We start from the raw sequence: 21,136 nt of genomic DNA, 5'->3' as shown, positions 1-21,136 counted from the left end.
GCACCCGCCCTTGAAACAGGCCTACGGTTTCCAGCACAAGACGTTACCGACAGCGCTGCTGCCGGTGCGTCATGTGCTGCGCCGTTGCCTGATGCTTGCTGCGGTGATGCTGGCGCTGATGTTGCTGGTATCACCGTTTTTGCCGGGGGGCCAGGCGCACGCTGCGGTGCTGCTGGAACAACCCCCGGCGACCCTGAACTGGCAAGGTGCCCCCGCATCGGCAAGCGCCGATGCCCGGGTACTGCGCTACGAACGCGTCGGCCTGTATCGTCATGATCCAGCGTCGAGCGAAAATCTTGTGGTGCGGGCGAGCCATTTTGCCAGCACCGAAAGCCTTGTCGGGACGCCCTCGGTGACCAACCCCTTGCCCGCGCCCCTCGACAGCGACGGCAATCCCCTGCCGCTGGATACTGCCCTCCCCCTGAGCCCGGCCAACAGCTTTGCGGTACAGGAAGCGGTGTTCGTGGTGGTGCGCCAGCCGATCCTGCCGGCAACGGCGTTTGCCATCCGCACAGATGGCCGCCGGATCATGGCCGTGACCGTGGAAAGCCAGCCCGGCGATGACGCCATCATCGCGCTGGTGGAAACCGACACCGGCAGCGGCATCTACGTGGGTTACCTGCAACCCGGCGCGGGCTACCTGCCGCCGGGCAGCGACGTCCGGGTGCGTTACGATGACTACGGCATTGTCGCCGACAGCCTGTCTTCGCTGGCGCCCTGGCTGGTCAGTGCCGGCTTTGTGGCCCTGGTGCAGGCAGAGCGTCAGGGGGTGATGGGCAACGCCCCGGTGGCCGACGGCAATCTCTACCTGAGCAAACGCGCCCTGCGCAATCAGGCCATGACCGGCGACTTTATCGCCTATGAAGTACGCGTTGAGAACACGGGCACCAGTCCGGCCGCCGATATCGAGATCAATGACCGACTGCCGCGCGGTTTCCGCTACCAGAGCGGCTCGCTGCGTCGGGACGGCATCGGTCAGCCTGACCCGCAGATCAGCCCGGACGGACAGCAGCTGCGTATCCAGGTGGGTAACCTGGCACCGGGCGCCTCGGTACTGGTGCGCTATGTGGTGGAAGTCACCATCGCGGCGCCAGCGGGTCAGGCGGTGAATCGCGCCCAGGCGCGCAGTGGCAGTGTACTGTCCAACGAAGACATGGCCGCCATTCTGGTAGAGCGGCCTTTCTTTGATGACCGCGCCTTCCTGATGGGTCGGGTTATAGCCGGTGAGTGCGGTGAGGCGGACGCCGAAGGGGTGGCCGGGGTACGGCTGTATCTGGAAGACGGCACCCAGGTGGTGACGGATGCGGATGGCCGCTGGCATATGGAAGGCGTGCGCCCGGGGACCCGCGTGCTGCAACTGGACACCGTGACCCTCGGCAATCGCTATACCCTGCAGACCTGCCCGGGCACCAGCCGCCAGGCCGGCAATCCCCTGTCACGCTTCCTGAATATCCAGGGCGGCACCCTGTGGCGCGAAAACTGGTATCTGAAGAAGAACCCGGAAGCGCACGCCCTGCTGCGGCAACAGCTCACCAGTGCAATGCGGGACGGGCAGATCCACATGACCCTGTCGCTGGGCAGTGGCGATCAACACCTGTCGCAACTGGACACCGAACTGGCGGTGCCACAGGGTCTGCTGCCGGTACCGGGCAGCCTGCGGTTTAACGACACCAGCTTGCCGGACCCGGCGGCGCTGGGCGCGCAGCGCTATCACGTCACCCTGCCCGCGCTGCTGCGGCAATCCGGTGCGCAACTGACATGGCAATTGCAGCTGGACCCGGACCTGAGCCAGGACAGCGCCACGGGCGAGGCCGTGGCGGAACAGCGCTTGACGGCACGGACCCTCGGCCAGACGCAGGACGGTCATCGCCATGCAGTGCAGTCCGAAAACCGCGTGGCGATCACGCCAGCAGTGCGCAGCGAACAGCAGATTATATTGCGGCCCCGTTTTTCCAGTATGTCGGCAGCCCTGTCTCCGGCGGATCGCGAACAGATTCGTGACCTTGCCGAGGCACTGCGGGCGCGCGATCTGCACCGCCTGGAAGCGCTGGGGCATGAAACCCGACGGCTTGTGGCCCCCGCACACCTGGACGACATGCGTCTGCGCATCGTCGGCCACACAGACAGCGTGCCGATCGTGCCGAGGGCGGGCCGGGCCATCAATGACAACTATGCCTTGTCCCTGGCGCGGGCCACGGCCGTGGCTGACTATCTGGGCGCACTGCTGAAGCTGGACGCCGAGCGACTGGAAGTGCGTGGCGCCGGGCCAGACCTGCCACTGGCGGATAACGGCACCGAAGAAGGCCGCGCCCGGAATCGTCGCGTTACCATTGATCTGATTCTGCCGGTGGAAGAAGCCCCGGCGATGCTGAACGTGACCAGACCGGACAGCGGCATGGTGCTGGCCAGCGATGACGGTGAGGCCGGGGCGCGGCAAGCCACCGTACCGGCGCGCACGGGCTTGCTGAATATTGCCGATGGCACGGTGACACCGCACCCGGTGATCAGCGTTTCCGGACGCCTGAACAGCGATCTGCGTGTTCGGCTGCTGCTGAACGATGAACCCGTCCCGGCCTCGCGTATCGGGATGCGCATGACCGAAGAGGGCGGCACGACCCTCTACACCTGGGTCGGGATCGAGCTGCCGCGCACCGGTGATTACACCCTGACGCTGCAAGGCCTGGACAACTTCGGCAATGCCCGTTTCAGCGATAAAGTCTCGCTGCGCCGCAGTGGTCGACTGAAGACCATTCGCGTACTGGACGCGGAAGAAAACGTGGCCGACGGTCTGACGCCCGTGCAATTGCGTCTGGCCCTGATCGATGAATTTGACCAGCCGATCCGGGCGGGCACGACCTTGCAACTGGTGTCTGGCGACCTGCGTCCGCTGGCCAGCGGTGCGCAGCGGACCGCACTGGATCAGCGCCCCGACCAGATCCAGGTGGACAGCAACGGCCTGGTGCATTTCGAGCCGGTGAGCACCGCTGGCACCTATCGCATTCGTCTCAGCGACGGCTACACCGTGTCGGATGACATCGCCGTACCTGTGTCCCCGGATCTGCGCGACTGGATTCTGGTGGGCTTTGCCGAAGGGACCGTGGGCTACAACCGCCTGCGCGGCAACATGCAGTCCTTCGGTGGTGCGGATGAGCACTTCTATACCGACGGCGAGGCGGCCTTCTTTGCCCGTGGCCGCGTGGCCGGAGAATGGTTGCTGACGGCCGCTTACGACAGCCGTTCGCGGCTTGACGACGAACCCCTGAACCAGGCGCTGGATCCGCAGCGCTGGTACGTGCTGTATGGCGACGACACCCGTCGCGGGCATGACGCCCCGTCGCGGGAAAAACTTTATGTACGCATGGAGCGGCGCGATTTCTTCGCCCTGTTCGGTGACTTCGACACCGGCCTTACCGTGACCGAACTGACCCGCTATCAGCGCGTGCTGACCGGAGCCCAGACGGAATGGCGTGGGCGTAACGTGTCCGGCAGTGCCTTCCATGCCGAAACGCCGCAAGGCTTTATCCGCGATGATATTCGTCCGGACGGCACCTCGGGCCTGTATCGTCTCAGCCGCGCACCGATTCTGCCGGGCAGCGAAACCGTGACCGTGGAAGTGCGGGATCGTTTCACCAACGAGGTCATCAGCAGCACCGTCATGACCCGCTTTGTGGATTACAGCCTGGACAGCAATGACGGCACCTTTTTCTTCCGTCAGCCGATCCCGGTGCAGGACGCCGGTTTCAACCCGCTGCGTATTGTTGTCACCTATGAAGTAGACGCCGGCGCCGATGCCCGGGTCATGGGCGGTCGGGTGACGGTGCATGATGCGGCGCAGAAACTGGTGCTTGGCCTGACCGGCGTGGAAGACAACAGCGTGGCGGCGGATGCACGTCTGGGCGGCGCCGATCTCACCTGGACGCCGGACGAGCATCATGTGCTGCGCGCAGAAATGGCGGCCAGCCGCGATCCGGTGTCTGGCAGCGGCACCGACGGCGCCTGGCTGGCGGAACACCGCTACACCTCCGAGCGTGTGGATACCCGCGTGCGTGCCGAACAGACGGACGCCGGTTTCGGCCTCGGCCAGCTGGCGATGGATGATGATGACCGCCGCATGGTGCAAGGCAGCGTGCGTTACCGCCTGACCGACGATCTGGCGCTGGCGGCAGAAGCCAGTCGGCAAAGCGTGCTGGGCACAGGCAACGAAAGAAACCTGATGGAAGGCCGCGCCGAATACGAACAGGAAAACTGGCGCGCCTTCGGTGGCTTGCGTTATGTGGAAGACCAGACCGCTGCCGGGCGTTACGATTCTCGCCAGGTGATCGGTGGTGGTCGCCGCGATCTGATGGACGGCCGCTTGAGCTTGTCTGCCACCGGCGAAACCGGCATCGACCGCCGTGAGGACAACGCCGACTACCCCACCCGCCTGACCCTGGGCAGTGACTATCGCCTGACGCGTAATGTGTCGGTGTTTGCGGCGCAGGAATTCAGCTGGAGCGAGGAGCGGCGCACACAGGATACACGTATTGGCGCGCGCGCCACGCCCTGGCAAGGGGGCACGGTCAGCTCCCAGCTCAGCCACAGCAGCGATGAATACGGACCCCGCGTGATGGCCCACGCCGGCCTGTTTCAGACCCTCGACCTGAGCAGCCAATGGCGCGCGGACTTTGGTCTGGATCGCGCCCAGACGCTTACCGACAACGTGATACCCGACACCTTCGATCCGCGCCGTGATCCGGCGAGCGGCACGGCGGCCAACGATTACACCGCCGTGTCCGCCGGCCTGGGCTACCGCGATGCGGCCTGGGAATTTACCCAGCGCGCGGAGTACCGCTATTCTGATCTGGATGAAAAATGGAATCTGCTGTCCGGATTCCGGTATCGCCTGAACAACGCCGACAGCCTGGCCGGGCGCATCCTGCATTTCGATCAGCAGTTCCGTGCCGGTGGCCTGGCGCGCAGTTCCGAGCTGGATATCAGCTACGCCCGTCGCCCGCTGAGCGACAGCTGGTTCTGGCTGAACCGCACACGGCTGATTCGTGATGAAACACGGGACGACACCCTGCACCTTTACGGCCATCGCATCGTCAACAATACGCACGTGAACCTGGTCATGGCGCAGCGGCATCAGTTGTCTACGCAATATGGCGCGCGCTATGTTGCGGATACCATTGATGACACCCGTTACACCGGCTACAGCGATCTGATCGGTCTCGAGTACCGATACGATATTACCGAGCGTTGGGACATCGGCACGCGCGGAAGCCGGTTGCACAGCTGGCAAAGTGATGTAACCCAGCACGCCTGGGGCGTGATGGCAGGCTACAGCCCGATCCGCGACGTCTGGATCAGCATGGGCTACAACTTCCGAGGCTTCTACGACCGCGACTTCACGGGTGCGGAGGGCCGAGTGCAAGGCATCGTTCTGGACTTCCGCATCAAGTTTGATCAGACCAGTGCGCGACGCCGTCACAGTGAGATGGCAGATGATTAAGCGCGCTGTTCTGGCGGCACTGATGCTGATGCCAGGCCTGCTGATTCATGGCGGTGCTCAGGGGAGTTCGCTTATATCGCGCACGATCAGCATCGACGGCAATATGTCGGACTGGTACGCGCCCACCAACATCACCGTACATCCCGGACAGTTCAGTGAGGACTGCCAGGGTGCGAACGCTCCGTCCTGTGACCAGGATTTTCCGATTCAAAGCACCGGTCGGGACCTGCGCAAGTTCTCTTATACCTGGGATGATCAATATCTCTATTTCTATGTGGAGCGTTGGGCCAGTTCGACCAACACGACCACCTGGCTGTTCTATCTCGACGAGAACAGCAACGGACGGATGGAGGCAGGCGAGCGTATTCTCCGCGTTGACTGGAGCGGTTCAAACCGGCGCACCAACGCGCATTTGTGCCCGTACTTTCCGGCCCATCCCGCCGGGGACCCCCTGGTCAGTCCTGTATCGGGATCGGGCGATGGTTATACCCTGCCCGGAAGTTCATCGAACAGTGACTGCGTGCAGCTGTACAGCAATGTGCAGGGCGGCTCGACATCAGGCACCGAGATGGAGGCGCGCCTGGCCTGGCAGCAGCTGGGTCTGCCCGGGCCACGCAATATCCGCTTTCACATTTCCTCCTCCCGCGGGATGAACCTGCCCTCGCAGATTGAAGACAACATGAACGGACCGGGGGGCGCCACCGGGGGCGGACTGTTTCCACCTGACATGTCGCTGCATATCGAGCAGATGCCGGACACGGTAAGTGCCGGGGGTGAAATAACGGTGGAAGTGCATCTGCGCCATATTCACTTTGATGATTTCAGCAACATCAGTGTGCAGATAGAAACGGACCCGTTGCTTTCTTACCGTGCCCACACGGCGCCACCCGGCACCACCATGGTGGACAGCACAGGAGATGGCGTACCGGATCGCTGGCTGGTGCCGCAATTGCAGGAGGGTGATGTGCGGGTGCTCGAGCTGACCCTTCAGGCCCAGCCCGTCACATTGCCACAGTCCGCCAGTCTCCAGGTTGCCCTGGCGGGCTGGACGGGGACAGACAGCGATGCCAGCAATAATCAGGATACGGCGTCGGTGCAGGTGATGCCCGGGCCACAGTTGGTCATATCGCAGCAGGCGTCCGTGGACAGCGCTGATCCGGGCACACTGGTCACCTATACCGTTCATGTGGAAAACAGCGGGCCGGTAGAAGCCATGGAGCTCTATCTGGACACCGTGCTATCCCGGCATGCCACGCTGAAAGTGGATATGGATGATCCGGATCAGACGATTGTCTTCCTGGATAGCGAACCGTCGTCCGGCGTCGCGCCAGAGGCCGTTCGTTATTCCAGTGATGGCGGTATAAGCTATGGCTATGCGCCGCTGCAGAGCGAGGATCCGGCGATCACGCATTTCAGGTTGCCCATGACGGGAGCATTGTTGCCGGGGCGCAGATTTGCGTTTACCTACCAAGCCAGGGTGAGGCACTGATCGTCATGACCTCTATTCGAACCATCGTTGTGCTGATCATGCTGTGTCTGCCGAGTCTGGTTCTGGCGACACCGATCTCCTTGCACAGCAGCTATGCCGGCAACGTCGATTTCGTCGTGACCGGCGGCACCATGCGGACACAGCCGAACAACGTCAACGCCTGCAGCGTCACCAACGGGCCGGTTTCATCGCCGTTGAGTGGGATTCCCGCCGGGGCAAGCATTCGCGCTGCCTATCTGTACTGGGGCGGCTCCGGCCCGACGGTGGATACCAATGTCACTTTTGACGGGCAGAACATCAGCGCAGACCGGACGTTTACCGAGAACTTCAACAGCGACGGCTTCAACATGTGGTTCTTCGGTGGCATGGCGGATGTGTCATCCATCGTCAACGCCAAACGGAATGGCAGCTACAGCTTTGCCAATCTGACCGTCACCACGACCGATCAGGGCGGCGGTGCGACCTATTGCAGCTCGCAAACGGTGCTGGCGGGTTGGGGCCTGATTGTTGTTTTCGAGCATCCGGCGCAGGATTTTCGAATTGTGAACATCTTTGATGGTTTGCAGTGGTTTCGTGGCAATGCGATTACACTGACGCCGAGCAATTTTGTTGTGCCTCCCTCGCCCATCAACGGCAAGCTTGCGGTACTCACCTGGGAGGGTGATGTCGAGAACTCAGCACCGCTGAATGGTTTCTCGGAAAACCTCACCATTAACGGAACGCCACTCACGGGCCCGCTTAACCCGCTGAATAACCAGTTCAATAACACCATCAATGTTCTGAATCGCAGCGACGCCTGGGGCGTTGATCTGGATGTTTACAATATCAGTCCTTACCTGAGTGCAGGCAATACCTCCGCGACCACCGTCTACAGCTCGGGCGCAGACCTGGTGCTGTTGGGGATGCAGGCGATTTCAGTGACGAATGTTCCCACGTCGGACCTGGCGATTGAGAAACGTCGCCTGGGTGGCCTGCAAGCGGGCGGCACCGGCCAGTATCGGATTCTGGTGTCGAACAATGGACCTTCGGTAGAGCCGGGGGCGATCACCGTGACCGATACCCTGGATAACCGACTTTCCTACACCGGCTTTACCGGCAGTGGGTGGAGTTGCGGGGCTACCGCTCAGAATGTCACCTGTACACACCCGGGCCCGCTGGCGGTGAACGCCACGCTGCCGGAGCTGCGCCTGAGTGTGAACGTACAAGCGGGCGCCGCAGGCAGCGGTGATCAGACCGTGAGCAACACGGCCAGTGTCAGCGGCACCAGTTTTGATAACCAGAGCGCCAATAACAGCAGCACCACGATCGATCCGATTTATGGTGCGGTCAGCGGCGTCAAGAATCTGTATCCCTATTTCAGCGGCGGAGGCGGTCCTTTTCTGAGTCGAGTGGTGCCTGGCGCGAATACCGCTGTCACACTGGCGGGTTCAAGCAGTATAACGCTGCCGATGGCGCCGGCGTTCGTCCGTCCGTTTACCGTGACGGGCAATAGTATGCCTGTGCGATTGTGTATCCGTCGTACAGGATCAACCCTCAGCGGTCGAAGTATGCGAGTGGGGCTTGCCTCTGTCGGGACGACACCCGCCAATCTTGGATCGGCAACCTTGAGCACCGTGCCGACCGGCTGGACGCTTGCCACCTTGAATGTGAGCTTTAATGGCCCGGTGACCCTGCAGCCCGGGTCACAAATCCAGGTTACCATTGAGAACACGACCGGCGCGGCGAATCGGCAGATCGAAGTAAGCAGCACACAATGTGGTGCTTCCGGCCCATCGCGTATTGAAATGAATTCGTCGACGGTTATCCATGTTGAGTCCATCAGCCTCTACAGCGCCGCTTTCCCGAGTGATGCGGAAATCACGCAGCCGCAGCAGGGTCAGACGGTTTTTGTACGGGCTCGCATTTCCGATCCTTTCGGCAGCTTTGATATCACCAGCACACTGATTGACGTACTGGATATCAACAACAACGTCATACTGCCGACCACAGCAATGACGTTAGTGCAGGATCTGACAGAAAGCGGAGAGAGAATCTACCAGTTCTCCGGCGCAGCCCCTGACTGGACAGCAGGGCCTTACACATTGCGCGTTCGCGCCAATGAAGGCACCGAAGGCACCGTTTTCGCCCTGGGCACGCGACTGATGGCGGTCAGCCCCCAACCGCCGGCACTCCGCCTCAACAGAAACGTCAGTGTGGCTGGCGGCCCACCCGGCACCAGCGTCAACGCATCGCCCGGTGATCCACTGACCTACTCGATAGTTCTGGGTAATGACGGTGCCGGTGACGCCACACAGGTGGTACTGGAAGAACGGCTGGACCGTTATGTCAGCCTGAACCTGAATGGCTTTGGCGCGGCACAACCGTTCGAGTTCACGCAGGGCACGGTGCCGTCAGGTCTGTCACCCGGGCAGATCAGCTACTCCAGCAATCAGGGCATCAGCTTTGATTATGTACCGATGTCCGGCGCGGGCGGCGCCCCGGCAGGTTTTGATAGTCAGGTGACGCATTTCCGGATCGAATTCAACGGCGCCATGCCGCCGCAAGGAACATTGCAGCTGCGCTATCGGGCCATCGTGGATTGATGTGCGAAGGCGGGGCCGGCAGCGTCCGCTGCACGGCCCGATAACGGCATCACGTCAGATCGCGAAATCTTCCAGCTTCTCGCCTTTGGCCAGTTCGTCCTGCAGCCAGTTCGGGCGTTTGCCACGGCCAGTCCAGGTCAGCGATTCGTTTTGCGGATGACGAAACTTGACGGCCGCCGGTTTGCGCACCTTGCCACCTGCCCCGCTGGCGCCGGTCGTCAGGCCCAGCAGTTCCTCAATGGAGACACCGGCGTCGGCAGCAATCTTTTCCACTTTAGCCTTGGCATTGCGGATGGATTCGGCTTTCTTCCGTTCGATCAGGGTGTTGGCGTCAGCAATCAGCTGCTCGAGCTCCTTGATGGAGAGAGGCGCGAGATTGATATTCATAAATACTTCCTTCCTGAATTAACGCCGTTTCGGCGGGAAACGGCGCCTACTCTACCATTATTATGGCAAAGCGCCAGTATGCTCAGGGCATGGCCAGCTTTTCATTCACTGACGGTTTTGCCCCCGGCAGGGCGGCCGCCTGCTGGCGAATCCAGCGTTCGGCTTCGGCGTTCACCTGCTTGGCCGATTTCCCTTCGGTTTCAATGGGCGGGCCGATAACCAGGGTAATGGTACCGGGGTGACGCATCATGGAGCGCGCCGGCCAGCAATGCCCGGCATTATGCACTATCGGCAGCAGGCGGCGGCCCGCCAGGCTGGCCAGCAATGCGCCGCTGGCGCTGAACTGGCCGAGGGTGCCAGGGGGCTGACGTGTCCCTTCCGGATAAATGACAACACTGATGCCGTCATCGAGCCTCGCCTTGCCCTGGCGCAGAACGGCTTTCAGGGCGTTGTTGCGGTCGCGCCGGTTGATGGCGATGGGGCGCAGCAGGGCCAGGCCCCAGCCAAAGAACGGCACCCACAGCAGCTCGCGTTTCAGCACGGTGCTTTGCGGGGCAATAAGCAATTGCAGGTAAAAGGTTTCCCACTGGCTCTGGTGATTGGCCACCACCACCACGGGTTCGTTGTCGGGAATATTGTCCAGGCCACGCACCTCGACCTGCACGCCATTGAGATGGCGCAGCAGCCACATGGTGGCGCGCGTCCAGTGATTGACGAAATGGAATCGCTGGCGGTGATCGAGAAAAGGCGCCGTCGCCAGGCACAGAAGGCTGTGCACCATACCGATCAGGTTATAGGCGATAAAGAACAACACACTGCGCAGCCGCACCGACCAGCTCACCATAGACGTTTTTTCCTGTCCTGATGGGCGGCTGCGTTGCAGACGTGTTGTTGGCTTCAGCCACCCAGTTCTGAAATGTCGGCCACCTGCAGGAACAGGTCCCTCAGGAAAGACAACAGCGCGAGCCGATTGTTGCGTACAGCGTCGTCATCGGCCATCACCATGACGTGCTCAAAAAAGTCGTCTACCGGCGCGCGCAATTCTGCCAGCAGGGCGAGGATGGCGGCATAATCGCCAGCGTCGACCAGCGGCTCGGTACGCGCATAGGCCTCGACCACGGCGTTGGCCAGCGCCTGTTCGGCATCGTCTTCCAGCAGCGCGCCGTCGATCTCGTCACCGGGTGCCTGATCCAGCTTGGCCAGGATATTGGCCACGCGCTTGTTGGCGGCGGCCAGGGCGGCGGCCTCGGGGCGTGCACGGAACGCGGCCACGGCACGCACGCGCCGATCGAAATCCAGCGGTTGCGACGGGGCTACGGCGAGCACCGACAGGATCACCTGTGTGTCGATGCCGTGATCCTGATACATGGCCCGGTAGCGACCATTGATGAATTCCAGCGCATCCGCCGTCGTGGTGGCGTCAATTCGGGTGCCGAAACCCGCCGCCGCGTCATTCACCAGTGCCACGATATCCAGCGGCAGTTGCTGTTCGATGATGATACGCAGAATACCCAGGGTTGCACGGCGTAAAGCGTAAGGATCCTTGTCGCCGGTGGGCTTCTGGCCGATGCCGAAAATACCCACCAGGGTGTCCAGCTTGTCGGCCAGGGCAACGGCCTGGCCGGTGCGGGTGGCGGGCAGTGCGTCGCCGGCGAAGCGCGGCAGATACTGTTCGTTCAGCGCCTGGGCCAGCTCTTCCGGCAGGCCTTCGTGGCGCGCCAGGTAATAGCCCATGATGCCTTGCATGGTGTCGAACTCGTACACCATCTCGGTGGCCAGATCGGCTTTGCTCAGGCGTCCGGCCTGGGTTGCCAGCGCGGCATCGCCGCCGATCTGCGTCGCGATGATGCCGGCCAGTCGGCCGATGCGTTCGCATTTTTCGTGCACGGTGCCCAGCTGCTGCTGGAACACCACCTGCTTCAGCGGCTCGGCGTGTTCGGCCAGTGTCTTGCGGCAATCGTTGTCATAGAAGAAGGCGGCGTCCGCCAGGCGCGGGCGAATCACTTTTTCGTTGCCGCTGATCACGGCCTGCCGGTCCTTGCTGTCGATATTGCTGAGCGTGATGAAGGCATTCATCAGCTTGCCCTGCGGGTCCAGTACCGGGAAATACTTCTGGTGTTCCTGCATGGCCGTGATCAGGGCTTCCTGCGGTACGCGCAGAAAATCAGCGTCGAAGTGACCCAGCAGCGCCACCGGCCACTCCACCAGCGCCGTGACTTCGTCCAGCAGATCGGTGTCGATGTGCGCCTGGCCGCCCGCTTGCGTGCCAGCGGCGATGGCCTGCTCGCGCACCATGTCGCGGCGACGGGCAAAATCGGCAATCACGAAACCGTCTTGTTCCAGTCGCTGTTCGTACTCGGCCGGTGTGGCCAGGGTCAGCGGGGCGGGCGCGTGGAAACGGTGCCCACGGGTGTCCCGGCCAGCGGTCAGGCCGAGCAGTGACAGCGGCAGGACCTCGTTGCCCAGCAGCGCCACCAGCCAGTGCACCGGGCGCACGAACTGTTCCTTGCGCGCTCCCCAGCGCATGCGCTTGGGAATCGGCAGCCGCTGCACCGATTGCGCCAGGAAATCGGGCAGCAAGGCGCTCACCGGCTTGCCCTGTTCAGTGACCCGGGCCACCAGCCAGGCGCCCTTGTCGGTTTCCTGGGTGTCCAGTTGGTCCACCGTCAGGCCGACGGAACTGGCGAAGCCCAGCGCGGCTTTGGTGGGCTGGCCGTCACCGTCGAAGGCTGCTTTCAGGGCCGGGCCGCGCCGTTCGATGTCGCGATCAGCCTGGGCGGTTTGCAACGCGTCGATGCGGAAGGCCAGCCGACGCGGCGAGGCAAAGACCGTCATGGCGCCGTGCGCCAGCCCGGCGTCGTCGATCTGGCGCAGCACCTCGTTGGCAAACGCCTCGGACAAGGCCTTCAGAGAGGTCGGTGGCAATTCCTCGGTGCCGAGTTCGATCAGCAGATCCTGGTGTGTGGCAGTGGACATGGAGCCGGCCCCTCAAGCTTTCCGTTTTTTGCTGGATGATGCCTGGCTGGCATCGCGTTCGCGCTGTGCCAGCACTTCGTCGCGCAGGGCTGGATCTGCCATCGGAAACCCGAGCGCCAGCCGTGCTGCGAAATAGGCCTCGGCGACCGCCCGTGCCAGTGCGCGCACGCGCAGGATGAAGCGCTGGCGTTCCGTCACGGAAATCGCCTTGCGCGCATCCAGCAGGTTGAAGGTGTGCGAAGCTTTCAATACGTATTCGTAAGCGGGCAGTGGCAGACCAGCTTCGATCAGCTTCTGGCTCTCGGCCTCGAACAGATCGAACTGGCCGAACAGCGCCTCGACATTGGCATGTTCGAAGTTGAAGGTGGACATCTCCACCTCGTTCTGCAGGAACACATCGCCATAGGTCACCTTGCCGAAGGGGCCGTCGGACCAGACCAGGTCGTAGACCGAATCCACGCCCTGGAGGTACATGGCCAACCGTTCCAGGCCGTAGGTGATCTCGCCGGTGACCGGGTAGCAGTCGATACCGCCCACTTGCTGGAAATAGGTGAACTGGGTGACTTCCATGCCGTTCAGCCAGACTTCCCAGCCCAGACCCCAGGCGCCCAGTGTTGGCGACTCCCAGTTGTCTTCGACAAAGCGGATGTCATGCACGCGGGTGTCGAAGCCGAGCATTTCCAGTGAGCCCAGGTACAGCTCCTGGATATTGTCCGGCGACGGCTTCAGCACCACCTGGAACTGGTAGTAGTGCTGCAGGCGGTTCGGGTTCTCGCCGTAGCGGCCGTCGGTGGGGCGCCGGGACGGCTGCACATAGGCGCTGTTCCAGTTTTCCGGGCCGATGGCGCGCAGGAAGGTGGACGGGTGGAAGGTCCCGGCGCCCACTTCCATATCCAGCGGTTGCACGATCACGCAGCCCTGGGCTGCCCAATACTGTTGCAACGCCAGAATCAGCCCTTGAAAGGTACTGGTGTCGATCGGCCCGGTGGCCGCTGATGCGGGTGCCGCCATGAGTCATCCTGTTGGCATGGAAAAAACAGCGGCCAAGTATACCGGTCCGGCATGGCCGGTGATACCGCTGGCCCCGAGGGTGTCGCTATGGCAACATACTGGCCATGCGTACAGTCGGCAAAGGAGCGCCCATGACCGCCACATCCCTGACCACCCCACCCCTGGCCACCACAGCCCGGCGCTGCCCCTGGTGCGGTGATGACCCGCTTTACCAGGCCTACCACGATCATGAATGGGGCGTGCCGGTGCACGATGACCGCACCCTGTTCGAGTTCCTGATACTGGAAGGCGCCCAGGCCGGGCTCAGCTGGATCACCGTCCTGCGCAAGCGCGAGCGCTACCGTGAGGTGTTCGATCAGTTCGAGCCCGGCAAGGTGGCGCGTTATACCGACAACAAGGTGCAGCGCCTGCTGGCGGACCCGGGCATTGTTCGCAACCGGCTGAAAGTGGCTTCAGCAATCCGCAACGCGCAGGCGTTTCTGGCGGTGCAGGAGGAGTTCGACGGTTTCCACCGCTATCTGTGGGATTTTGTGGACGGCGAACCGATCATCAATCGCTTCCGCAGCATGAAAGCCGTGCCGGCGGTGACGCCATTGGCCGAGCAGATCAGCAAGGACCTGAAGCGGCGCGGCTTCAACTTTGTCGGCCCGACCATCATCTATGCGTATATGCAGGCGGTGGGTCTGGTGAATGACCACCTGGTGAGTTGCCCCCGGCATGCCGAGCTCGGGGGCTGATCCTTGCCGGTCTGGGCGCGCGGCTCAGTTGCCCTGGAAAATACGCCCGATCAGGGCGCTGCCGCGACCCAGCGGGTCGTTGCGAATCAGTGCTTCTTCCTCCGCCACGCGGGTGAAGAGGCCGTCCAGGCTCTGGTTCAGCACATAGTCTTCCAGGTCCAGGTTCGGCCGGTTACGAATTGGCAGGGTGTTGTAGATATCCAGCATGGTGCGGTATTCGTCGTAGAAGCCCACCTGTTGCAGGTTGCTGCGGATGACCGGCTGGTAGCGTTGGCGCAGGTTGCTTTCTGTCTGATCACGGAAGTAGCGCGTGGCGGCCGTGTCATCGCCGCGCACAATGCCCAGCGCGTCGGTCACGGTCATGTTGCGCACGGCGCCGACAAACAGCTCTTTCGCTTCGGCGGCGGCCTGCTCGGCGCCCTGATTCATCAGGCTTTCCACGCGGTCCACATAACGGCCCATGCCGAACTGGCGCATGGTGTTGGTCAGGGTGCTGGCCTGTTCCGGCATGGTGATGCGCAGCGCCGGGTTATTGGCGTAGGCACCCGGCTGCGACAGGGCGTCGGAGGCGCGCACGCTGGACAGCTCCAGCGCCTGCTTGATGCCGCTGGCCATCGAATCCTGCCCGGGCTGATCGCTCCCCAGCATCCCTTCCATATGCGCACAGCCTGCCAGCAACACGGCCAGGCCAAACAGCATGAAGCGTTTCATGATCATGGGTATCCTCCAGTATTCAGAGGGGAATCCTAGACCAGTGCGCCGACAAAACCCACCAGCGAATGCAAGCGGGCCCCTGTTGTTGAACGGGGGCGGACATATTCGGTAACAAGGCCGCTATTGAACGATGTTCAGGAGAAAGGTTGAATGCTGAACATCGTTCAATAGCGGCCCGGTACGCGAGTACGCGAGGGCAAGGAGGAGGGATGGCACGCCGCAATCAGCACAGCCGCGAAGCGCTCAGCGCCCTGGCGGTGCAAGCCGTACGGGAACTGGTGGCCGAGCAGGGGCTGGCGCGCTTGAGTGTGCGCAAGGTGGCCGAGCGTATCGGCTATACGCCCGGCATGCTCTACCATCTGTTCGCCAATCAGGACGAGCTGATCCTGCATGCCAATGCCGAGACCCTGGCGCTGCTGCTGGCCGCCATGGACCGGGCGGCCGCCCTGCCCCCGGCGGACGCCCTGCGGACCATGGCGCACCAGTACCTGGGCCTGGCGCAGGAGCAGGCGCCGCTGTGGCAGATGGTTTTCAGCCACCGCATGCAACGTGCTGCGCCGGTGCCGGACTGGTACCGTCAGCGCACGGCGGCGCTGTTTTCGCGCGTGGAAGCGCAGATGGCACGCCTGTGCCCCGGGCGCGATACTGACGCGGTGCATGTCGCCGCTCGCACGCTGTGGAGCAGCGTGCACGGTGTCTGTGTGCTGGCGGTGGAAGACAAGCTCGATGTGGCCGGGGATGTGGACCCCGCCGCCATGCTGGATTCACTGATACATCATTACCTGGCCAGTTGGGCGAGGGGGGAAACATCATGAAGGAAGGTTTGCTGTCTCTGCTGGGTCAACGCCGCTTTGCGCCCTACTTCGCCACCCAGTTTCTGGGGGCCTTCAACGACAATGTCTATCGTCAGGCCCTGATCCTGTTGATCACGTCCGGTGTCGTGGCCACCACGGTGGCCCCGAATACCCTCAACAATATCGGCCTGCTGCTGTTCATCCTGCCGTTCTTTCTGTTCTCGGCACTGGCAGGCCAGTTTGCCGACAAGTACGACAAGGCCTTGCTGATCCGCCGCATCAAGCTGGCGGAGGTGGCGATCATGCTGATGGCCGCCATCGGTTTCTATTTCAACTCGCTCTGGTTCCTGCTGGCGCTGCTGTTCTGCATGGGCTTTCAGTCCACCTGCTTCGGCCCGCTCAAGTATTCGATCATGCCGCAACACCTCAAGAACACGGAACTGGTGGCCGGTAATGCCCTGGTGCAACAGGGCACCTATGTGGCCATTCTGCTGGGTTCGATTTCCGGTATCGTGCTGAACATGGAAGGCGCCGGGCAATGGTGGGCGCCCGCGGGTGTCATCACCATTGCCGTGCTCGGCTGGCTGGCGGCGCGGCAGATTCCCGCCGCACCGCCGGCGGATCCGGGTCTGAAACTGAACTGGAATATCTTCAGCGAAACCGCGCGCATTATCGGTTACGCGCGCGAAGTGAAATCGGTCTGGTATTCGGTGCTGGCGATTTCCTGGTTCTGGTTCCTCGGTGCGGCCTACACCACCCAGCTCAAGGTCTATGTGGACGACTATATCCAGGGCACGGAGATGGTCTATGCCCTGCTGCTGGCCACCTTCTCCATCGCCATCGGTGTCGGCTCGGTGCTGTGCGAAAAGCTGTCGGGCAAGAAAGTGGAGCTGGGCCTGGTGCCGATCGGTTCTCTGGGTTTGTCGCTGTTCAGCATCGACCTGTTCTTTTCCTATCAGGGTATGGCCGCCAATGACGGCCCGGTGACGGTGGCGGCGTTCCTGTCCGACCCGGCCGGGTTGCGCATCATCGCGGACCTGTTCGGTATCGGTGTCTTCGGCGGCTTCTATATCGTGCCGCTGTTCTCATTTATTCAGCAACGCACGCGCAGCTCGCATCTGGCCCGGGTCATCGCCGCCTGCAACATTCTCAATGCCTTGCTGATGGTGCTTTCCGCTATTGCCGGTATCGTGGTGGTTGGCGTGCTGGGCATCAGCATTCCCGGTTTCTTCCTGATCCTGGCGCTGGCGAACCTGGTGGTGGCCGCTGTCGTCTACAGCATCGTGCCGGAGTTCATGATGCGCTTCATCATCTGGATGCTGACCAAGGTGATGTACCGCGTAAAACGTGAAGGCCTCGATCAGATTCCGGAACAAGGTCCTTGCGTGCTGGTCTGTAATCATGTGAGTTATGTGGATGCCCTGCTGATCGCCGGATCGGTGCAGCGGCCGGTGCGGTTCGTGATGCAGAAGCAGATCTATGACATGCCCCTGCTCAATTACGTTTTCCGCACCGGCAAGACCATTCCCGTGGACAGCAAGTCGCGCAATCCGGCCATCTATGAGGCGGCTTTCGAGCGCGTGGCGCAGGAGCTGGATGATGGTCAGGTGGTGTGCATCTTCCCGGAGGGGCGCCTGACCCCGGATGGCGATGTTGGTGAGTTTCGTGCCGGCATTGGCAAGATCCTGGCGCGCAACCCGGTGCCGGTGGTGCCCATGGCATTGCAGGGGCTGTGGGGCAGCACCTTCAGCCACAAGGATGGCAAGGCGCTGAGCAAGTTGCCGCGCCGGTTGCGCGCCCGGGTGGCGCTGGTGGCCGGTACGCCGCAGGCACCCGAGTCGGTGAGCGCGGAGGGATTACGGGATGCGGTATTGACGCTGCGCGGATCGCGCGCCTGACGCAGGAAAGGAGTACAGGGATGCAGGACAATTCAGCGCGGCCATTTCTGCGTGGCATGCCGGTGTGGCGGATTCTGGCGATCCTGTGTGCCATCGCCTTGTGGATCATGAGCCTCTGGCCTGCGGATGATCTGTTGCGCATTGGCGCACGGTACGTCAACGACAAGGTCGGGCACTTTATCGGCTATATGGCACTGGCCTGGCTGCTCAGCCAGGGCTGGCCGCGCCTGCCCGCCTGGCTGGTGTGGCTGGTGGCGTTTACCTGCGGCGCCGCCATCGAGGTCGCGCAGTCGTTTGCGGCCACGCGCAGTTTCGACTGGTGGGACATGGTGGCCAATGGCGCAGGGGCCCTGACAGGGGTGCTGCTGGCCGTGCCCCTGTGGCGCTACCTGACCCGTCGCGACTGAGGCTGTTTTCCTGCAGATTCCGGTGGCATCGGCCTACAGGCCTGACACGTGATGGCTGACAGACGCCCTGCCCCGGTTGCGCTTCAATGGGCCTTCCCTGATGTCGCCCAAGGAGGCAAGGATGCGCCCCGTGATGTTACTGATCGGGCTGATGCTGACGGCACCGGCCCTGCCCTCTCCCGGCTCCCCGCAAACGCTTTCCAGTGTGTCTGAACCCCGTTGGCCTGGCCCTTTGCTGGCCCTGGTGGGAGACACGAACGGCCTGAGTTTCAGCGAGCGTGCTCGCCGCCGCCAGCTTGAAATCGAGCGTGAAGGTTTGCAGCGTGATCTGGCCCGTGGCCGCATGTCCGCCGCCGTGCGCCAGCGCAAGCAGCAGCGCTTGCGGGAGATCGAGCTGACGCTGCAACGGCTGGGGGGTTAGGCGGCGTGGATCGTGGCTGATGCACTGCTCGCCACAGGCAGGTGATTGAGCAGGCGCCGTTCGCTGCGCAGAAAGGCTTCCGGCGTCATGTTGGTCAGGGCTCTGAATTCGCGAATCAGATGGGCCTGATCGTAGTAGCCCACCTCCAGTGCCAGCGCGGACCAGTCCGCCGTGGTGGCATTGGCGGTATGGCAAAGCAGCAGCCGCAGGCGCTGCAGCCGGGCAAACACCTTGGGGGGAACGCCCACGGCGTCGGTAAAGACCTGCTGGAAGCGGCGCTGGCTCAGGCCGAGCTCGTCGGCAAGCGGTGAGATCCGTTGACCGGGCTGCAGTGTCAGCCGGTTCACCGCAGCGTTCACCACCGGGTGCGGGGTCGTCAGCAGGCGGCGCTGCAGGCACTGCTCCAGGATACGGAAGCGCGAGGCATCGTTCGCGGCACCACGCAACTGATGATACATGTCGATACCGTCCTGCCCCCACAGGTCATCCAGGGCCAGCGCGCTGTTGTGCAGCAGGCGCGATGAAATACCAAAAAAGGGCAGGCTGCCACCGGGCTGGAACATCACCCCCATGACATGTTGCTGGGTTGCAGTATCAATGGTGATGTCGTGGGTATGAATGCCGCATACCAGGGGGCCGCTGAAGCGATGGCGCTCGGTCCCGTGCGGGCCGGCATACAGGGTCGGAGGGTGGTCGGTCAGCGGAATGACCAGATTGATGCTGCCGTCGGGCAGCAATCGCTCCCGCTGATGGGGCAACGTGGCGGACGAGGATATCCATAGCGCACTGATGTACCGCGACAGGGGTGCCCCGGGCACTCTGAAGGTATGGAACATGTGTGTTCACCGGACAAGCCAAAAAAAGCAGCGTACGCCTTGACCTGCCAGTGCGCCAGTCCTTGTCCGCCGGGTACGGCCTCAAGGGAGGCAGGCGGTCTTGCCACGGGCTTCCTGTGATGCCATCCAGGTGAGAATGCGACCGCCCAGTGCTCGCGCCGTGGCCTGCTCGGCAATCGCCACTACCTCGCGCAGTCTGTCGATGCTGATGCCGGTCTTCAGCCCCGACGCCTCGAACAGATAAACCAGATCTTCAGTGGCCACATTGCCGGTGGCACCGGGCGCGAACGGGCAGCCGCCGAGGCCACCTACCGACGCATCGAAGCGGCGCACGCCCAGGTCACAGGCGACCCAGGCCATGGCGCTGGCCAGGCCCCGGGTGTCGTGCAAATGCACATAGAAGCGGTCGGCGCCGTATTGCTGGATCAACGGCGCCATGATCTGCTTCATCTGGGCCGGGGTGCCGCCGCCGATGGTGTCGGCAATGGCGATTTCGTCACTGCCCGCGTCGATCATGCGTTCGGTCAGGCGCAACGTCACGTCCACAGGGGTCAGGCCGTCGTAGGGGCAGGCAAACGCCCCGGAGATATAGGTGCGGGTCGCCACGCCGTCGCGGCGCGCGGCCGCGATGATCGTCTCGCAGCTGGCGATGGCTTGTTCCAGCGTCATGTTCAGATTGCGCTGGTTGAAGGAATCCGTTGTCGACAACACCAGCCCCACCGTCGGGTAGCCCTTGTCGCGCGCCATCTCATAGCCGCGCAGATTCGGTACCAGCGCCGTGTAATGCAGATCATCGCGCTGCGGCAGCCGGTCTGTCAGGGCGGCGGCGTCGGCCATCTGCGGCACGGCCTTCGGATGCACAAAACTGACCGGCTCCAGATAGCGTACCCCGGCGGCGACCAGCGCCTCGGCCATGCGCGCCTTGTCATCGGTGCTGACATGCTTCGGCTGGTTCTGCAGGCCGTCGCGCAGGCCCACTTCGTTGATGATGATCTGGTCGCTCATGGTGTGCTCGTTACCGGTTGGGTATTGTCGCTGCGGGCCGCCCCTGGCGAGAGTGGCGTCTGGCGATCAAGTCTGCCACCGCCGGGCAGGCTTTGCATCCGGTGTGCTGCCCTGACGCGGTGCGTTATCCGCACCACCATGGCGCAGCCGGGCGCCCTCCAGCTTCGCCGGGGCGCTGGCAATCGCCTTGAATCAGTGACTTGGCAGGCTGGCACCGTCCTTGCAGGTGATCTTCATCGAGGAGTCAGAGGACGTAGCGCCTCACCCCGACAATTTGGCAAATGGACAGCTAGGGTTCCGGTCAGCGTCAGCTGATGCCTGGTCCGAGAGCGGTCGACCTTATTCAAGGTTACACGGCGGGATAAAAGCCCGGGAGGTCAATCACTGG

15 protein-coding genes and 1 riboswitch are annotated in these 21,136 nt (G+C 62.7%); of the genes, 8 read left to right on the top strand and 7 right to left on the bottom strand.

Features of this window, described 5'->3' with window-relative positions; genetic code table 11:
* Nucleotides 1–10: 10 nt before the first annotated feature.
* The 3 genes from DKW65_RS12830 to DKW65_RS12820 are packed head-to-tail and all read left to right on the top strand — an operon-like array spanning nucleotide 11 to nucleotide 9,562.
* A complete protein-coding gene (locus DKW65_RS12830; protein WP_111657813.1) occupies nucleotides 11–5,491 on the top strand; it encodes an OmpA family protein in 5,481 nt (1,826 codons plus the stop codon).
* Nucleotides 5,484–6,980 carry a COG1361 family protein gene (locus DKW65_RS12825; RefSeq protein WP_111657812.1) on the top strand — a complete coding sequence of 499 codons (1,497 nt, stop codon included), beginning with the start codon at nucleotides 5,484–5,486 and terminating at the stop codon, nucleotides 6,978–6,980. Before DKW65_RS12830 ends, DKW65_RS12825 begins: the two co-directional genes overlap by 8 nt.
* A gap of 5 nt (nucleotides 6,981–6,985) precedes the next feature.
* Nucleotides 6,986–9,562: a DUF11 domain-containing protein gene (locus DKW65_RS12820; protein WP_111657811.1), complete on the top strand. Its 2,577-nt coding sequence runs from the start codon at nucleotides 6,986–6,988 to the stop codon at nucleotides 9,560–9,562.
* Between the two features lie 54 nt (nucleotides 9,563–9,616).
* On the opposite strand, the gene DKW65_RS12815 is transcribed toward DKW65_RS12820, so the two are convergent.
* The 4 genes from DKW65_RS12815 to glyQ all read right to left on the bottom strand — a co-directional run bounded on the left by DKW65_RS12815 (nucleotide 9,617) and on the right by glyQ (nucleotide 13,936).
* Nucleotides 9,617–9,949: an H-NS histone family protein gene (locus DKW65_RS12815; RefSeq protein WP_111657810.1), complete on the bottom strand. Its 333-nt coding sequence runs from the start codon at nucleotides 9,947–9,949 to the stop codon at nucleotides 9,617–9,619.
* 82 nt (nucleotides 9,950–10,031) lie between these two features.
* Nucleotides 10,032–10,793: a lysophospholipid acyltransferase family protein gene (locus DKW65_RS12810; RefSeq protein WP_111657809.1), complete on the bottom strand. Its 762-nt coding sequence runs from the start codon at nucleotides 10,791–10,793 to the stop codon at nucleotides 10,032–10,034.
* Nucleotides 10,794–10,846: 53 nt separating this feature from the next.
* Nucleotides 10,847–12,925, bottom strand: a complete 2,079-nt coding sequence (gene glyS / locus DKW65_RS12805; protein WP_111657808.1) for a glycine--tRNA ligase subunit beta — start codon at nucleotides 12,923–12,925, stop codon at nucleotides 10,847–10,849.
* Nucleotides 12,926–12,937: 12 nt separating this feature from the next.
* Entirely contained in the window at nucleotides 12,938–13,936 is a 999-nt protein-coding gene (gene glyQ, locus DKW65_RS12800; RefSeq protein ID WP_111657807.1) for a glycine--tRNA ligase subunit alpha, read from the bottom strand.
* A 131-nt stretch (nucleotides 13,937–14,067) separates the two neighbouring features.
* Here glyQ and DKW65_RS12795 point away from each other — a divergent pair, with 131 nt between their 5' ends.
* On the top strand, nucleotides 14,068–14,673 hold the full coding sequence (locus DKW65_RS12795) for a DNA-3-methyladenine glycosylase I (RefSeq protein ID WP_111657806.1): 606 nt from the start codon (nucleotides 14,068–14,070) through the stop codon (nucleotides 14,671–14,673).
* Nucleotides 14,674–14,697: 24 nt separating this feature from the next.
* Here the strand turns inward: DKW65_RS12795 and DKW65_RS12790 are convergent, their stop codons facing one another.
* On the bottom strand, nucleotides 14,698–15,390 hold the full coding sequence (locus tag DKW65_RS12790; protein ID WP_111657805.1) for a DUF4197 domain-containing protein: 693 nt from the start codon (nucleotides 15,388–15,390) through the stop codon (nucleotides 14,698–14,700).
* 206 nt (nucleotides 15,391–15,596) lie between these two features.
* Here DKW65_RS12790 and DKW65_RS12785 point away from each other — a divergent pair, with 206 nt between their 5' ends.
* The 4 genes from DKW65_RS12785 to DKW65_RS12770 all read left to right on the top strand — a co-directional run bounded on the left by DKW65_RS12785 (nucleotide 15,597) and on the right by DKW65_RS12770 (nucleotide 18,907).
* A complete protein-coding gene (locus DKW65_RS12785; protein ID WP_111657804.1) occupies nucleotides 15,597–16,202 on the top strand; it encodes a TetR/AcrR family transcriptional regulator in 606 nt (201 codons plus the stop codon).
* On the top strand, nucleotides 16,199–18,079 hold the full coding sequence (locus DKW65_RS12780) for an MFS transporter (protein ID WP_111657803.1): 1,881 nt from the start codon (nucleotides 16,199–16,201) through the stop codon (nucleotides 18,077–18,079). Before DKW65_RS12785 ends, DKW65_RS12780 begins: the two co-directional genes overlap by 4 nt.
* A gap of 20 nt (nucleotides 18,080–18,099) precedes the next feature.
* Nucleotides 18,100–18,486, top strand: a complete 387-nt coding sequence (locus DKW65_RS12775) for a VanZ family protein (protein ID WP_111657802.1) — start codon at nucleotides 18,100–18,102, stop codon at nucleotides 18,484–18,486.
* Between the two features lie 130 nt (nucleotides 18,487–18,616).
* Entirely contained in the window at nucleotides 18,617–18,907 is a 291-nt protein-coding gene (locus DKW65_RS12770; RefSeq protein WP_162925864.1) for a hypothetical protein, read from the top strand.
* On the opposite strand, the gene DKW65_RS12765 is transcribed toward DKW65_RS12770, so the two are convergent.
* Both DKW65_RS12765 and DKW65_RS12760 read right to left on the bottom strand, forming a co-directional pair.
* Complete coding sequence (locus DKW65_RS12765; RefSeq protein WP_111657800.1) at nucleotides 18,904–19,743, bottom strand: helix-turn-helix domain-containing protein; 840 nt, start codon at nucleotides 19,741–19,743, stop codon at nucleotides 18,904–18,906. The two genes, DKW65_RS12770 and DKW65_RS12765, sit on opposite strands and share 4 nt — an antisense overlap.
* 81 nt (nucleotides 19,744–19,824) lie before the next feature.
* Nucleotides 19,825–20,748, bottom strand: coding sequence for a hydroxymethylglutaryl-CoA lyase (locus DKW65_RS12760; protein WP_111657799.1), 924 nt, complete (start codon nucleotides 20,746–20,748; stop codon nucleotides 19,825–19,827).
* Nucleotides 20,749–21,026: 278 nt separating this feature from the next.
* Nucleotides 21,027–21,126: riboswitch (guanidine-I (ykkC/yxkD leader) on the top strand.
* Nucleotides 21,127–21,136: the final 10 nt, after the last annotated feature.

The organism is Isoalcanivorax indicus (genome assembly GCF_003259185.1).
Classification (GTDB): Bacteria; Pseudomonadota; Gammaproteobacteria; order Pseudomonadales; family Alcanivoracaceae; genus Isoalcanivorax; species Isoalcanivorax indicus.
Note: the sequence above shows the minus strand (reverse complement) of the source record. Positions and strands in the feature narration are given on the sequence as shown.